The sequence below is a fragment of the Caballeronia sp. M1242 genome, from assembly GCF_017220215.1.
GTDB lineage: Bacteria > Pseudomonadota > Gammaproteobacteria > Burkholderiales > Burkholderiaceae > Caballeronia.
On the sequence record NZ_CP071131.1, the window covers coordinates 173373 to 189645 of the forward strand.

The 16273-nt window shown below is 63.5% G+C and carries 12 protein-coding genes; 3 read left to right on the top strand and 9 right to left on the bottom strand.

What is annotated here, in order from left to right; all coding sequences use genetic code 11:
• Positions 1–105: 105 nt before the first annotated feature.
• Positions 106–1071 carry a LysR family transcriptional regulator gene (locus JYK05_RS20310; RefSeq protein ID WP_206470319.1) on the top strand — a complete coding sequence of 322 codons (966 nt, stop codon included), beginning with the start codon at positions 106–108 and terminating at the stop codon, positions 1069–1071.
• Complete coding sequence (gene dctA / locus JYK05_RS20315) at positions 1068–2378, top strand: C4-dicarboxylate transporter DctA (RefSeq protein WP_206470320.1); 1311 nt, start codon at positions 1068–1070, stop codon at positions 2376–2378. Before JYK05_RS20310 ends, dctA begins: the two co-directional genes overlap by 4 nt.
• A gap of 14 nt (positions 2379–2392) precedes the next feature.
• Here the strand turns inward: dctA and JYK05_RS20320 are convergent, their stop codons facing one another.
• The 4 genes from JYK05_RS20320 to JYK05_RS20335 form a co-directional block, all read right to left on the bottom strand.
• Entirely contained in the window at positions 2393–3175 is a 783-nt protein-coding gene (locus JYK05_RS20320) for a substrate-binding domain-containing protein (RefSeq protein ID WP_206470321.1), read from the bottom strand.
• A gap of 50 nt (positions 3176–3225) precedes the next feature.
• Complete coding sequence (locus tag JYK05_RS20325) at positions 3226–4524, bottom strand: MFS transporter (protein WP_175943167.1); 1299 nt, start codon at positions 4522–4524, stop codon at positions 3226–3228.
• 168 nt (positions 4525–4692) lie between these two features.
• Positions 4693–7392 carry a CoA-binding protein gene (locus JYK05_RS20330; protein ID WP_206470322.1) on the bottom strand — a complete coding sequence of 900 codons (2700 nt, stop codon included), beginning with the start codon at positions 7390–7392 and terminating at the stop codon, positions 4693–4695.
• An 11-nt stretch (positions 7393–7403) separates the two neighbouring features.
• Positions 7404–8702, bottom strand: a complete 1299-nt coding sequence (locus JYK05_RS20335) for an ATP citrate lyase citrate-binding domain-containing protein (protein ID WP_206470323.1) — start codon at positions 8700–8702, stop codon at positions 7404–7406.
• A gap of 898 nt (positions 8703–9600) precedes the next feature.
• On the opposite strand from JYK05_RS20335, the gene JYK05_RS20340 reads away from it, so the two are divergent.
• Positions 9601–10239, top strand: a complete 639-nt coding sequence (locus JYK05_RS20340) for a TetR/AcrR family transcriptional regulator (protein ID WP_241270065.1) — start codon at positions 9601–9603, stop codon at positions 10237–10239.
• Between the two features lie 130 nt (positions 10240–10369).
• Here the strand turns inward: JYK05_RS20340 and JYK05_RS20345 are convergent, their stop codons facing one another.
• The 5 genes from JYK05_RS20345 to JYK05_RS20365 are packed head-to-tail and all read right to left on the bottom strand — an operon-like array spanning position 10370 to position 16012.
• A complete protein-coding gene (locus JYK05_RS20345; protein ID WP_206470324.1) occupies positions 10370–12010 on the bottom strand; it encodes an MFS transporter in 1641 nt (546 codons plus the stop codon).
• A gap of 51 nt (positions 12011–12061) precedes the next feature.
• Positions 12062–13132 (bottom strand): ABC transporter ATP-binding protein, encoded by a 1071-nt coding sequence (locus JYK05_RS20350; protein ID WP_175943176.1) that lies wholly within the window; start codon positions 13130–13132, stop codon positions 12062–12064.
• A gap of 18 nt (positions 13133–13150) precedes the next feature.
• Positions 13151–13942 (bottom strand): ABC transporter permease, encoded by a 792-nt coding sequence (locus JYK05_RS20355; RefSeq protein WP_175943178.1) that lies wholly within the window; start codon positions 13940–13942, stop codon positions 13151–13153.
• Positions 13939–14877, bottom strand: a complete 939-nt coding sequence (locus JYK05_RS20360) for an ABC transporter permease subunit (protein WP_206470325.1) — start codon at positions 14875–14877, stop codon at positions 13939–13941. The genes JYK05_RS20355 and JYK05_RS20360 overlap by 4 nt, the downstream gene beginning before the upstream one ends.
• Before the next feature lie 16 nt (positions 14878–14893).
• On the bottom strand, positions 14894–16012 hold the full coding sequence (locus tag JYK05_RS20365) for an ABC transporter substrate-binding protein (protein ID WP_206470326.1): 1119 nt from the start codon (positions 16010–16012) through the stop codon (positions 14894–14896).
• Positions 16013–16273: the final 261 nt, after the last annotated feature.

Consider the following 16273-nt stretch of genomic DNA (forward strand, 5'->3'; position numbering starts at 1 on the left):
CCCACCCTCGCCCCTTCCGATCCACATCACGTCTCCCGCCGCAGGAATAGACGCGCCCGCTGCGTCATGCACAATATCGGCATCTAAGAACGCGGAGAATGGCCCGTGGGCGTCAACTTCGACCTCAACGACTTGCAGGCATTCAGAGCCGTGGTGGAACTGGGCAGCTTTCGAAAGGCAGCCGAGGCGGTGAACATCTCCCAGCCAGCGCTGAGCCGCCGGATCGACAAGCTGGAGGAAGCGCTCGGCGTGCGTCTCTTCGAACGCACCACGCGCAGCGTGACGCTCACGACTGTCGGCCGGGCATTTGCGCCGAGCGCGGAGCAGTTGCTGGACGATCTCGATGTCGCCCTGCTCGGCATCCGCGATGTCTCGTCGAGCCGATTGGGTCATGTCACCATTGCCTGCGTGCCATCCGTGGCCTACTACTTCCTGCCAAGCGCGGTTGCGAGCTTCCATCGCCGTTTTCCGCGCATCAGGGTGAAATTGTTCGATGCGAGCGCGAACGAGGTGCTCTCCGCCGTTCTCAGCGGCGAGGCTGATTTCGGCGTCAGCTTCATGGGAAGCCAGGAGTCCGAGGTCGACTTCAAAGTGCTGCTACAGGAGCAGTTCGTCGCGGCTTGCCGTCGTGACCACCCGCTCGCGCGCAAGAAACGCGTGACCTGGAACGAGCTCTACGAGCACGACTACGTTTCCGTGGACAAGACGTCAGGCAATCGTCTGTTGCTCGATCAGGCTCTTTCGGCCGTGTCGCCGCGCGCGCCCAGCGTATGCGAAACGCGTCATGTCACGACCATGCTGGGTCTGGTGGAAGCGGGCCTCGGCGTGGCCGCCGTACCGTCGATGGCCATGCCGGGACGCAATCATCACATCCTCACGAGTGTGCCGCTGGTGGACCCTGTCGTGAAGCGACGAGTAGGCATCGTGAGGCGCCGCGGACGCACGCTCACGCCAGCCGCGCAGGAGTTTCATCAAACGATTCTGGATATGAGAGGCGATGTCAGGAACAGCGGCACGTCAACCGACGACGTAGCCCGAAAAGCGCGCCCCAGCAGGAAGCCCGCGTCGTGAGGGTGGCGAGAACGCTGCGTCTGCTCTATGTGCAGGTCGTGCTGGGCATGGTGCTCGGCATGGCGCTCGGGCACTTCTGGCCGCAAGCCGGCTCACATCTCAAGTCTGTCAGCGACGGTTTCGTGGCCCTCGTCAGGATGATGATTACGCCGATCGTCTTCTGCACGATCGTCTCCGGGATCACCTCTGTCGCGAGCGGCAAGGCAATCGGTCGTGTGATCTTCCGGGCGCTGGGACTCTTCTATTTTCTGACTGCGGTGGCCCTCGCGCTGGGACTCTTCACGGCCTTTCTGATGCGGCCCGGCGCGGGCATGCATATCGACGCGCGAAGTCTCGATACGACGATTCTCGCGCAGTATGTGAAGCAGGCGCATCCGGATGGCTTCGTCGCCTTCGCACTGAACGTTATCCCCGATACCATGTATGGCGCCTTCGACAAGGGCGAGGTGCTGCCGGTGCTGCTGCTTTCGCTGCTATTCGGCTTCGCGCTGAATCTGCATCCGGCTGCCGGCCGGCCCGTGCTCGCGCTCATCGAGGGCTTCGCCCAGGCGCTATTTCGCATCCTCGCGATGATCATGCGGCTCTCGCCGCTCGGCGCATTCGGCGCGATGGCTTTCACGGTGGGTCGCTTCGGGATTCATTCGGTCGGCTCCCTCGGCATGTTGATGGTGTCGTTCTACGTGGCGTGCGTGCTGTTCGTCGCGCTCGTCCTCGCTCCGCTCGCGCGCTTGCACGGCTTCGCGCTGTGGCGGCTCTTGCGTTATCTGCGCGAGGAGTTGCTCATCGTTCTGGCGACTTCGTCGACGGAACCGGTGTTGCCGCGCCTGCTCGCGAAGCTGGAGATGCTCGGCTGCGACAAGGGCGTCGTCGGACTCGTGCTGCCCGCGGGCTATTCGTTCAATCTCGACGGCACCGCGATCTATCTCACGCTGGCATCGATCTTCATCGCGCAGGCGTGCGACGTGTCGCTCTCGGCGTCGCAGATCGCGATGATGCTCGCGGTCATGCTGCTGACGTCGAAAGGAGCCGCAGGCGTGGCCGGAAGCGGCCTGGTGGCGCTCGTCGCGACGCTGGCCGTGATGCCGGATCTCCCCCTGGCGGGCGTGGCGCTGTTGGTGGGCATCGACCGCTTCATGTCCGAAGCGCGGGCGCTCACGAGCGTGGTCAGCAACGCGTGCGCGGTGATCTTCGTTTCGATGTGGGATGGCGCCTGCGATCGCGCGCGTCTTGCGCAAATGCTGCGCGCGCCGGCGCCGGTAGACGCCGACGGCGCAGAGGACCACGCGAGCAGTACCTCGGGAAGTTGACCGCGCAGGCTAGATCAATGCGCGGCGACGCTATCGAGCCCGGTCGATTTCACATCGGCCTGCACGCCGGGCGATGCCAGATAATCGAGAAGCGCCTTCGCTTCCTTCGGATGCTGCGCGCTCACCGGAATGCCGGCGGCAAAACGCGTGACAGACTGCAAAGACTCCGGAATCTTTCCGACGAACGTTGCGCCCTTGACCGGCAGCAACTCGCTCACCTGCTGAAAGCCGATCTCGTAGTCGCCGTTCGCGACGACCGAAGCCACCGGTATGCGCGGAATCATCTTCGCCTTGGACTTGACCTGATCCTCGATGCCGAGCTTCGTGAACAGTTCCCGCTCGATATACACACCGCTCGCGCTGTCGGAGTAGGCAATCGACTTCGCATGCAGCAGAGTCTGCCGCAGGCCTTCCGGCGAGCTGATGTCGGGCTTCGCCGCGCCGTCGCGCACGACCATGCCGATGCGCGAGTCCGCCAGTTCCACGCGCGAACCGGGCACGACCTTGCCCTGCTTGATCAACTCGTCGAGCGCATAACCGACCATGATGACGGCGTCGGCCGGCTCGCCACGTTCGAGGCGGTTGGGAATCGCTTCGGGCGATTTGCCCATCGACGGACCCAGCGCGGTGTCGAGCGTGTTGCCCGTCTCCGACGCGAACCTAGGACCGAGCACCTTGTATGCCGCGGTGAAGCCACCCGAGCTCATGACGTGCAGGTCGGCGGCCTGTACGCTGGACGCAGCAGCCGAGGCGGCGATGAGCGCCGCCGCGTAGAGTTTCGAAAGCAAATTCTTCATGATCGAAGTCGTGTAGGGTTCGATAGACGCTCGTCGCGACGAGCGTCGCATCAGTGCGCCGGCGTCAGCCTTGCTGCGCGCCGGCGATAGAGCGCGAACGTCGCCAGAAGCGCGCAGCCGGCGGCGAAGCTCATCCAGTATCCGGGTGCCGCCTTGTCGCCGGTCATGTGAATGAGCGCCGTCGAAATCGCGGGCGTGAAGCCGCCGAACACCGCCGTCGCCAGGCTATAAGCAAGCGAGAAGCCCGCCACGCGCACCTCGACCGGCATCACCTCGGTCAGCGCGACGACCATCGCGCCGTTATACATGCCGTACATGAACGAGAGCCAAAGCAGCACGAGCAGCATGTTGATGAAGCTCGGCGCGTGGGCGAGTATCGACAATGCGGGGTATGCGGTCGCGATAGCGAGCAGCGTCATGCCGACGAGCAGCGGCCTGCGGCCGATCTTGTCCGAGAGCGCCCCGCCGATCGGCAGCCACACGAAGTTCGACACGGCTACGCACAAGGTCACGAGCAGACTGTCCGCGGTGCTCAGGTGCAGGACGGTCTTTCCGAACGTCGGCGCATACACCGTGATGAGATAGAAGCTCGAGGTCGTCATCGCCACCAGCATCATGCCGGCGATCACGGCGGCCCAGTTCTGCGCCAGCGTGCGGAACACTTCCTTCATGCTCGGGCGATGCTGGCGTGCCTTGAACTCCTGCGTTTCTTCCAGATTGCGACGCAGCATGAAGATGAACGGCACGATCATGCAGCCGACGAAGAACGGCACGCGCCATCCCCAGCTCGCGATAGCCGCGGTGTCGAGCGACTGGTTGAGCAAGAAGCCAAGCGCCGCGGCAACGACGATCGCAACCTGCTGGCTCGCCGACTGCCAGCTCGTGAAGAAGCCCTTGCGGCCAGGCGTGGCCATCTCGGCGAGATAGACCGACACGCCGCCCAGTTCAGCGCCTGCCGAGAACCCCTGCAGCAAACGTCCGACGAGCACGAGCGCGGGCGCCAGAAGACCGATCGTCGCATAGCCCGGCACGAATGCGATCAGGATGGTGCCGCTCGCCATGATGGAAAGCGTGACGATCAGGCCCTTGCGGCGGCCGACATCGTCGATGTAAGCGCCGAGCACGATCGCGCCCAGCGGACGCATCAGAAAGCCGGCGCCGAAGACGGCGAACGTCATCATCAGCGAAGCGAATTCACTCGATGCCGGAAAGAACACGCCGGCGATTTGCGTCGCGTAGAAGCCGAACAGAAAGAAGTCGAACTGCTCCAGGAAATTGCCGGCCGTTACGCGGAAAACCGCCGCAGCCTTTGAATGTCCCGGCGAAAGGGTCGAAGGTGAGGGATGCATCGATGTGTCTCCTGAAGTCCCGAAATGTGCGGTCTGTCCGCTCTTGTATTTCGGGGATGATGGCCTGCCGCCATCAAAACGATAAGTGCAATGTTTTCAACGATTGATGTTCTGCGGTTATCAATCGCCGGAAACGGTCGGCTCGGCCGACCTCCCGGATGTCAGCGCTCAGGCCACGAAACGGCACTGTGAAGCGGGCGTGCGCGTGTCCATGTTGCGGCCGCGGTTCAGGTGATCGTCGATTTCCGCGGCGCAACCGAGCATGCGCGGATACAGAAAAATCGTGAACGCGGCGGTTTCGAGATCCGCCTCGCTGAACGCGCCGCGCTTGAGCGGCTGCCACAGCATTTTCAGCAGCAGCGCGGCGATCACGGCATCGACATTCACGCAGTAGACATTGCGCGAGACGCCCGCGTCGAACAAGGCCTGCACCAGCGCGCGGTAGTACGCATGAAACGCGTTGTACTCGCCTCGCGCCTCGTACAGCTGGGCGATAAACACCTCGCGCGGATCGTGATTCACCGGCTTGTCCTTGAACACCGGGTGATTGACGCCCGGCAGCTTGGCGATGTCGAGGCTGCCGGCCTGCTTCTGGCTCGCCTTGTATCGCGCGTAATGCTCGACGGAGCGGCGCGCGAGCGCTTCGAGATCGACGCCGTGATGCGGGTCCGCGGGATCGTCCAGGGCGCTGTCGCGAAACGCATCGTTGAGAAAGGCGATGCCCTCGTAACCGTTGCCGCCGTGCGTATAGCCGGTGTGCGTCAGAAAACCGGTCAGCGCCTTGTTCAATTGCACGCGTTCGGGCGATTCGGGGCCATCGGCCGATACCGCGCCCTTCGCGCCTTGCGCCGAGATCGCGCCCGGTCCGTTCGTGAGCAGCAATCCGGTCAGCGTCCTGAAGGCGAACAGGTCGTCGGCGGACGGTTCGAGGCCGAGCAACGCCGCGAACGCGATTTCCGTCAGCGAGCGCTCGCCGAGCAGCGTCTCAGTGGAGAGATCGCAGAAGCTGTCCGGACGATGGCGCGACGCGTCCGCCGACGCGCCGATCAGCGTGCCGAAAAGCGTCGTCCACCATGGCAGGCTCTCCGCCGTCAGACGCGAGATGCGCTTGCGCATGAGCGGGCCCCAGGCGAGTGTCGTCGTGATGGCCGCGAGCACGGCGTCCGCGCGCGGATGGCCCGGGCCGCCGGCAAGCCATCGCACGAACACGGAACTCACGCCACGGGCGGCGAGGCCGGCGAGCATGGCTTCGGCCTTCGGATCGGGCTCGTCGGAGAACAGCGTCGCGCTGCCTTCGGTGTCGATCGCGTCGATGTCGAAGTCGTCGTCGAACGCGTCGACGAGCTTTGCCCCGGCGAAGCGGTCGATCATCAGCCTGGCCGCCTCGCGCGCCGCTCGCTGGCGATTCGGCCCGACGATCGCGGCGGCGGCGGCGAGCACCGCGTTCGGCGCATTGCCGGCCTCCCGCGCCGCCTGCGCGGCCGACAGTTCAGGCTTGCCGTACAGGTTCACCGCTGCGCCGACCGCGACGTTCATCAGTTTTTCGTCGTTCGCGCCGCCGAACTCGTGCAACAGCGCGAGGCAGACGTTCGCTTCGAAGGAATGCTTGGCCGCTTCGAGCATCGATACGCCGTGCAGGCTGCTCACCTGAGTCTTCGCATCCATCTGCGAGGCGCCCGAGGCATCCTTCAATGGCTGGCGCGGAGCAATAGCGCCGATCTGGTCGTTCACGCGCGCGACCTGTTCGTCATACGGCGCGACGGCTTTCACGACCGCGAGCGCGAGATCGTCGGGCAATTCGAGCCCCTGATCGGAGCCGAACCACGGCTTGAGCGCGAGACTGCCTTCGGGCTCGAAGTCGGGCAATGTGGCGTTCGCCCGCATCACCGCCGTGAGCGCGGCGGGAATATGCGCGATGTTCGTCACCACCGCGCCCTTCGCCGAGCAGCATGGATCGTCGGGCGTGAAAAGCCGTTCGACGCCGAATTTCTCCTTGAACCAGCGTTCCTTCGCGAGCGCATCGTCGGCGCCGCCCGCCATCGCGCCAGCATGTCCCACCGCGCGCGTCAGACGGCTTTTCCAGCGGCCCACCACGCACGCGACCACGGGTTTCGTGAAGTTCGCGTCGGCTTCGTAGTAACCGCCGGGCTCGCAGTACAACACGGCAGCCTTGCTGCGGGCGTCGTTTGCAAGCGCGAAGGCGAATTCGGGCGCGGCATAGTGGATGTAGACGTCCTTGCCGCTGGAGATGACCGTCGAGGTGCCCCAGCCGCTCATGCGCAGGTACTGCGCAATCGTGGTGCTGAAGCCGCCGGAATTCGAGAAGATCGCGATGGATCCCTGGCGCAAGGTCGCGCCAGGATCGTCGCCACCGAGCGCGCCGCCGATGCGCACGCGTTGCCAGGAGTCCGCCACGCCCAACCCATTTGCGCCGAAGATGTCGATGCCCGCCTGCTGCCCCATCGCGCGGATCTCACGGGCATCGTGCACGGCGATCTTCTCCGTGATGATGAAGATCTTGCGCAGATCGGGATTCACGCGGATCAGTTCGGCCACGCCGTCGCGCGCGGCCGATGGCGGCAGATAGACCACGCCGCAGTTGAAGCGATGCCCGGCTTCCAGCCCTTCTCGCACGTTGTTGAAGACCGGAATGTCGCCCGCGGGCGTCGCGAGCACTTGTCCGCCTTTGCCGGGCGCCGTACCGAAGACGACATTTCCGCGCGAGAAAGCGTGGCTCACCGGCGTCACGTCCGATGATTCGCCACCGAGAATATTGAGCACGCAGACGCGGTCTTCGCGCGTCGCGATATCCGCCAGCGACTGAATGCCGACGAAGTATTTGAAATGACTAATGCCTTGCTTGTGCATGTCCGATCTCCTCAAGCCGATGCCGTATGCGATTGCGCGTCGCGCGCGCCGATGCGCGCCGCCACTTGCGCGCGTCCGCCCGATTGCATCCATGTATCCGCACGGCGCGCGTACTGGATCACTTCGCTGATGTCCGAATCGAAGCCAAAAAGGCGATACGGCAGGCCGAGCGAATCGCAGGTGTCGCGCAGCGCGGACATGCCGCGCACGAGGTTGGGACCGCCGCGTCCGAGCACGACATAGAGCGGCGTCGGTCCGTGCTCGCTGAAGTGCTCGCGCAGCGCATCGGCCATCGCGCGCAGGGTTTCGAAGATGTCGGTGTTGTTGGACTTGCCGCCGATGATGAACAGCACATTCGACTGCTTCAGCCAGTGCCGGAAGCAGATGCGCGCCACTTCCCTCATCTTTTCGTACGGAGGATTGCCGCCGAAGTCCGACGAGATGATCGCCGCATCGCCAAGCATTTCCGTGACGAGCGAATTCGCGCCGCCGCCGAACGTGGGCGCGAGGATGGTGCCCTTGTCGTTGATCACGTAGACATCGCTTTGCCCCTGGTGCGTGCGCAACTGATTGATCTCCTGTTCGAAATCCGAGTAGTCGGCGGCGAACAGATGCGGTGGCAGGCCGAGCCGCGAGAAGCGTGGATCGTCGCGATCGAATCCGCACTTGAAGTCGCATGCGACGGGCGTGAGACGTCCCTTCTTGTCTTCGCGCATGCGGATGGGGTTGAGTTCCAGCGTCGTCATCCCGAAGTCGTGGAACAGCTCCCAGAGCTTCGGCAACTGCTGCACGAGCGGCGAGATGATTTCGCGCGGCGCGCCGATCTCGCTCAGCGCATTGGCGACGACGAACGCCTTCAATCCGGTCAGCGCATCGAACGGCACCATCGCGACGTGCTTCGGGTCGACTTCCTCGATGTCCATGCCGCCCATGTGCGAAAGCGTCATCGTCGGCGCGCGAAAACGCGTGGAATCGGTGATCGAGAAATAGACTTCGTGCTTGGCCGGCACGCCCGCTTCGAACGTCACGCCGTTTGCCTTGGCTCTCACATGGCCGACGGCGTGTTCGGCGAAGTACAGTCGTTCCTTTTCGGCGAGCGCCGTCTTCAGATCCGTTGCGCGGCCGAGCAGGCCCGCCTTGCCCTTCTTGCCCACGCCACCCTTGAACACCGGCTTGATGAATATCTGGCCGTGACGGTCGATGAGCGACTTGATCTCTTCTTCGCTGGCGCCCGGGCCGAGCACTTCGCTCGACGGAAAGCCGACGAATTGCAACAGGCGCGAGCCGTGCAACATTCCGGTGATCTGCATGTGACGTGTCTCCTGAATTGACCTATGACGGATGAAGCGGATACGGAAGGTCCATCGACTCGCTGCGGCAGGCGCGAGATGCACCGCTGCCGCTAGATGCGCTCGAAAGCGGCGGCAGGATTCAAGTAGCGAGATGGAATACGCGAGTTATGCGTCGATGACTGTTGACGCCAGCCGCGAACGGGCGTGCACTGCGATGCAGCGAAACGCTGCTCCGCGCTTCGTGCCTGTCTCCGACGCGTTCTCTTTTATGAACGTCTTGAGATCAGATACTTGCGCAAGAAGGTCGAAACAAAAAGTGCAATTTTCGGAAGCATTGATGTTCGGACGCTATCAATGCGAAGAAGCGGCGTGGAAAGTCAGTGCGACGACTCGAGTCAACGTCGAGTCGCGTCACAAGGTCGGCCCCGCATGCACTCGCCGGCGCATAAAGTCCAGCGAAAGCCGGGTTCCCCACTTACTCACTTCAGCGATGCCGCAGCCGTCGACTGTGCATAGTCCTCGGGCAGCGAACTGGACCTCAGCACGTTGTCCGGCAGATGCTGCGCGTCATCCTTCGATACGGCCCCTACGAACCTCCAGCCTGACGGCATCTTCACGAACGTGAAACCCGTCGGTTGATCTACGAACACGGAATAAACAGGGCTCGCCGGTGACGCGACAGGCGCAGCACTGCTTGCGAAAGTTGAGATAGGCGCAGCAAAGACGAGCGCGGCAGACAAAGCGGCAATAGACGTTCTCATGCAAAGCTCCAAAGATCTGGTTTATGTAACGATCGACACATATATTAAATGACGATCGCCCGATAAGGTCCAGAAGTTTTGTGACGCTCAACATATAATTGTGAATTCCATGCACGTCATTAATGCCACCGCGTGCAGCGGGACCGGGAGACAGTATGACGCTAGACAGGCAGCGCCCCATGGAAGAGCCCCAAAGACCGCGTGGCCGGCCGCGCGCTTTCGATCGCGATGCGGCGCTCAGGCGGGCAATGGAGGTGTTCTGGGCCAAAGGCTTCGACACCTGCTCGATGTCCGACCTCGTCAATGCCATGGGCATCAATTCGCCAAGCATCTATGCCGCCTTCGGCAGCAAGCAGGAGCTGTATCGCGAGGCGCTTGCCCTCTACGCGCGCGAGGAAGGCGGCGCAGCGGTTCGGCAGTTGCGCGCGCATGAATCTGTGCGGGACGCGCTTCGCGCCATGTTCCGCGCGAGCGTCGTACTGTTCACGAGCGGTCAGGCCCCACGTGGCTGCATGATTTTTCTCGGTGGCATGTCGGTTGGTATCGAGCACGCCGAACTACGCGACGAATTGCGCGCGGAACGCCGCAACGTGGCGCGTGCGATTGCCGCGCGGCTCAAACAGGCGCGCGAGGAAGGCGAACTCGATGCCAACGCCAACGTTCAAGCGATCGCCGCGCTCTGCATGACGCTGATGGGAGGTTTGTCGATAGAGGCTCAGGACGGCGTGCGCCGCGCGTCGCTGTTCGCCGCGATCGATGAATTCATCGCCGCCTTGCCGGTCGCCTCGGCATAGCGATATGGGTGTGTCATCGGCTAGCGATGATCTGCTTGCGCGCTGAACTTAAACCGTCCCGGCCATCAACCACACCCGAAGCATGCTGATCCGCCGCTGAAAGCGGACGTCGATGGCGACGCGAAGTCCATCACTTACGCGGCTGAATCGTCGCCGCCGCAATTCCCGCTCCGGCGAACGCGCACGCGGCCGCGACCAGCGCGACAGCGCGCAGCGCATCAGCGATAGCGTCGGCGTCTGCCCGTGCGACTGGTAGCGCATGTCCATCGCTCGCCGCTGTCGCAGACTGAATTCCCGACTGCAACGACGTCGCGGTCGCGCGTGCATTCTGCGGCACGTGCAACGCATCGAGCCGCGCCGACAACGCCGCATGGTGCGACCAGACGAACACGATGCCGAGCACGGCAATCGCCAGCAGGCTGGCCACGCGCGCAACAGCGTTGTTGATGCCCGACGCAATGCCCGCGCGGTCGGCCGGCACCGAATTCATGACGGTCGTGGTCAACGGCGCGACGGTGATCGTCATCCCGAGGCCGAGCACGGCCAGCGCAGGGAAGAATCCGCTCCAATAGCTGCCGCCCGCAAACGGCAGCGCCAGCAGTGCGAAACCGATTCCGGCGACGCTTGGTCCCACTGTCAACAGCAAGCGCGAGCCGAAGCGGCTCGTCAGGCCGCCGGTCAATCGCGATAGCAAACCGATGATGACGGGCGCCGGAAGCAGCGCCGCACCGGCTTGCGTCGCCGTGTAGCCATGTGCGCGAATCAGCGTGAACGGCAGGAAGAAAAATACGCCACCGAGGCCGAAGTAAAGCAGCAGTGTCACGAGATTGGCGCCTGCGAAATCTCGCGAGCGAAAGACGTCGAGCGGCATCATCGGGTGACGGCTTTTCGCCTCGATCCGCACGAATGCGGCGAGCACGACGACACCGGCGCCGAGTGCGGATAGTACGAACGGATCGGCGAACCCGTGCGCGGCGGCGTCGGTCAGGCCGTATGTGAGCGCGGCAAGTCCTGCTGCCGCGCACAGCGCGCCGGGCCAGTCGACTTGTCGAGGTTCATCGAGCTTGTGGCTATCGGGCACCGACAAGACGGCGAGCGCGATCGTCACCGCTGCAAGCGGCACGTTGAGAAAGAAAATTGCTCGCCACGACAATGCATCGACGAGCCAGCCGCCTGCTACCGGCCCCACCGCCGATGTAATCGCGCCCACGCCGGCCCAGGTGCCGATTGCACGCCCGCGGGCTTCGCCTTCGAATACCGCGCCTATGATTGCGAGACTGCTCGGCACGAGCAATGCGGCGCCGATGCCTTGGAACGCGCGCGCCGCGATCAGCGCATGGACGCTCGGCGCAAACCCGCAAGCCGCCGACGCGAGCGTGAACAGCGCGATGCCCGCAATGAAGATCGTGCGGCGGCCGAAGTGATCGCCCATGGACCCGCCGACCAGCACGAGCGAGCCGAGAAAAAGCAGGTACGCATTCACCACCCACTGCACCGCCTGGACCGTCGCGCGGAAGTCGCTTTGAATGGCGGGCAGCGCGACATTGACGACCGAGCCGTCGATAAACGCCATGCTCGACCCGAGAATCGTCGCGGCGAGCGCGAGACGCGCGCGACGGCACGGACGGTCCACGCTCGTTGGCTGCGAGCGAATGAAAAGCGCGTCGCACGGGCTTGCCTGCGCAGGCACGGCGCACGGCTTCTTCGGCTCTGTGTCGAGCAATTCCCGGTCGACCAAGTTGCCCCCGCTCTCATCGATGATGAGTAGCATAACAATGCAAGGCGCCGATCGCATCCATGATGCGCTTGCTGTCACGCAGCGCTAGCGCGGGTTCTCATCCAGCACGAGAAGGTTGTCATGCGAAAACCCGAGTGCAACCGGCTGCCCGTATTCCGGCAGGGTCCGGTTCGGATCGTTGAACACATCGATCGAAACGACTGCGTCGCTCACGCGCGCGCGAATGCGCACCACGGCGCCGAGAAAGCTGATCTGCTCGACGGTGGCCGCGAGCGAATTGCGACCGTTCGACGGCGGCTCCAGCACGATCGCTTCGGGACGCAGCGCCAGCAATCGCTCCTTGCCGGCATCATCCGGCGGCAGGGAGCGCGACGTCACGAGTTCCTGACCATCGACCGCGATGCGCCCGGTGCCGGGATCGATCACGCGTCCCGCCAGAATATTCAGCGTTCCCACGAACGAGGCCACAAAGCGCGTGCGCGGGAAGTTGTAGATGTCGAGCGGCGAACCCACCTGCTCCACGCGTCCGTCGTTCATCACGACGATACGGTCGGAGATCGACAACGCCTCTTCCTGGTCATGCGTGACAAAGATCGATGTGATGCCGAGTTCACGCTGCAGCGCCCGAATGTCTTCGCGCAGCGACACGCGGATTTTCGCATCGAGCGCGGACAGCGGTTCGTCGAGCAGCAGCACCTGCGGTTTGCTCGCCAGCGCGCGAGCCAGCGCCACGCGCTGTTGCTGTCCGCCTGACAGTTGCCACGGATACCGCCCGGCGAGTTGCGGCAGCTTGATGAGTTCGAGCATCTCGGCGACGCGCGCATCGATCTCCTTTTGCGAACGCTTCGCAACCTTCAACGCGAAGCCGATGTTCTGCGCCACCGTCATGTTCGGAAAGAGCGCATACGCCTGAAACACCATGCCCACGGCGCGATCGCGCGTGCGCATATGCGTGACGTCGCGTCCGTTCAGACGGATGGTGCCGCGCGTGGGCGTCTCGAATCCGGCGATCATGCGCAGCACCGTCGTCTTGCCGCAGCCCGAGGGACCGAGAAACGTGATGAATTCGCCCTGCTCGATCGTCATGTCGAACCGATGCAGGGCCACGTTCGGCCCGAAGGTTTTGTGAAGATCGTCGATTTCGAGAAATGGCATGCTTGCGGCCTCGTCGGCTCAGGTTTTACGGCCGGCCAGTGCGCGCGCCGATCCGAACACCTGGATCAGGCCCATCGATGCCCATGTGACGATGAACGCGATAATCGCCAGCGCCGACGGTTCGTATGCGCGGTTCGCGCCGATCAATTGCAGATAAGGTCCGAACGCAGGACGGTCGAGCAGGCTCGCGATCGTGAATTCGCCGATCACGACGGCGAACGTCAGAAACGCGCCGGACAGAATCCCCGAGCGCACGTTGGGGAAGATCACGCGGAAGAGGATCGTCGTCCAGCCCGCGCCGAGACATTCGGCGGCCTCGGTCAGCGAGCGAACGTCCACGGCGCGCATGCCCGCATCTACGGCGCGATACATGTAGGGCAAAGACAGCGTGACGTAGCCGAAGACGAGCAGCAGATCGGTCGCGCGCTCGTTGCTGGTGAGCGGCAGGATCGAACTGCTGTTATAGATGCGCAGATAGCCGAAGACGATCACGATGGCCGGTATCACGAGCGGCAGCAAGGTGATGAATTCGACGACGGGCCGCAACTTCGGCAGACGCAGTTGCACCCAATACGCGGTGGGCACGACGAGCAGCACGCCGATCACGATGGTGAGCAGGCCCATCAGCACCGAATAGCCGAACGAAGCCTGAAAATGCGGATCGCCGAGCACGACTCGATAGGCGTCGAAGCTGTAGCCATCGCGGCGCATCCGCAGGCTGAACTCGAAGGTGGCGGCGAGCGGAATCAGAAAGTACAGCGTGCCGACGATCATCGCGATCCAGGCGCCCGCGCGCGATTGCGTCTTCATCGGCGGCCTCTTTCGGCTCTCGCGCGCAACCAGATGTAGCCGCCGTTCGACAAGCCCGTGACCACGATCATGCCCAGCGCGAGCGCATAACCGAGGTTCTGGTTATGCAGCACGTCGCCGCGAATCTGCGCGTACAGCAGGATCGGCACGATGTTGAGCGAGCTGCCCGTCAGCGCGTAGGCCGTGGCCACTGCGCCGAACGCGTTGGCAAAGAGCAGCAGCGCCGCCCCGAGCAGGCTCGGCCACAGGACCGGCAATCCGACGTAGCGCCAATACTGCGCGGCCGTGCCGCCGAGGCAGTCGCATGCTTCGCGCCACTCGCGTTTGAGACCGTCCAGCGCGGGCGTGATGATGAGGACCATCAACGGAATCTGGAAGTACAGGTAGGTGATGGTCAGCCCGAAGAAGCTGAGAATGCTGAAGCCCGTGGAATAGAGATTGACGCCGAGGTATTTGCGCGCCAGCACCGTTACGAGACCCACGCGCCCCAAGGTGCAGATGAATGCGAAGGCGAGCGGCACGCCCGCGAAGTTCGAGGCGACTCCCGAAAACGTCATGAGCGTCGGACGGATCCACGCCGGTAGGCGGCCATGCACCGCGGCCCAGGCGAGCAACGCGCCGAAGAGCGTCCCGCCGGCGGACGATGCCACGCTCACTTTCACGCTGATCCAGTAGGCATCGAGCACGGCGGGCTGGGACAGTTCGCGAAGATTCGCCAGCGTGAAGTGTCCCTGCGCATCCTGGAAGGCGCCGATCATCAGAAAAGCGGTGGGCAGCAATAGAAACAGCAGCGCGAAAGCAAAGAATGGCGCGACGCCGGCATAGCTGAGCCAGCCGGCGCCACGGCTTGCGCGGGCGGGGCCGGACTGCGGCGCGGGCGCGGCCGGCGTCAGCAGATCCGGGCCCGAAGCGCCTGGCTGCGGAGATGCGCTCATTGCAGCGAACTCGCGACTACTTCACGTTCGCGCCGACGACGTGATCCCAACCCTTGGTGACGGCGTCTTTCGTCGCGTTTTGCTGGTCGAGCGTCGGGAACACGGCGTTGCTGTAAGCCGATGCCGGCGGCAGCTTCGCGAGCAGCGCCTGCGGCACTTTCTTCTGCGCGACCAGTTCGTTATAGCGCATGGGATGGCAGTATCCGGCGAGCCAGCCGAGTTGCCCTTCGTCGGAGTAAAGGAATTCCATCCACAGTTTCGCCGCGTTCGGGTGCGGTGCATAAGCGCTGATCGCTTGCACATACACGCCTGCGACGACGCCCGTCTTCGGCACGATCACCTGCACTTTGGGATTGCCCTTGAGCGTGTCGCGATCGGCAAGCGCGTTGTAATCCCAGCGCACGATGATCGGCGTCGTGCCCTGCGCAAGCGACGCGGCCTTGCCGATCACCGGCACGAAGTTGCCGCTCTTGTTGAGATCGGCGAAGAACTTCAGGCCCGCCTGGTCGGCCTTGGAGCCGTCACCCTTCGTCTGCGAAACGCCCGCTGCATAGACGGCCTGAATCGCCTGATTCGCCGAACGCGGGTCGCCTGCGAGCGAGACCGCGTTGCGATAGTCGGATTTGAGCAGATCGCCCCAATCGGACGGCGGCTTGTCGATCATGTCCGCGTTGACTTCGAACGCGAGCACGCCGTAGTAGTCGCCATACCAGTAGCCTTCCGCATCCTTCGACGCAGCGGGGATCGAGTCCCACGTCGCCACCTTGTAAGGCTGCAACAAGCCTTCTTTTTTCGCGGACGGACCGAACGACAGCCCGACATCGATCACATCCGGCGCTTGCGGTCCCTTGTTGCCTTTGTTCGCCTTGATTGCTTCGATCTCGTCGCCCGAACCCGCGTCCGGGTTGAGCTCGTTGACGTGAATGCCGTACTTCTTCTGGAACGCGTCGATCAGCGCGCCGTATCCGCACCAGTCGTGCGGCAACGCGATCGTGGTCAATTGCCCTTCCTGCTTCGCGGCGGTGACGAGCGCCTCGGATGGCGCGGCCGATACGGCGCCGCTGCTGCCCGCCCCGAGCGCCGTTGCCGTGGAGATCGAAAGAAAACGGCCCGCCCAGCTACGCTTCATCGTCATCGATGTTCCCGAAAGGAAGGTGGTGCGTTGAAGAGATCGTCCGATTGCTGGTGCAGGCTAGTTTCAAATACGCGAATTTGCAAGCCGCCAAAAAAGTACGACTGCGCTTATGGCGGATGGCGGCTGAATAGCGGCGTTAGTGCGATTCTTATTGATGCTTTCGCGAGCGAGAATCCTTTATGTGGCAGAAAGGCCGTCATCAGCGCATAACGGGCGCTCCTGTCGATGTGGGCCGTGTTTCGAACGCGAGGATCATGGCGG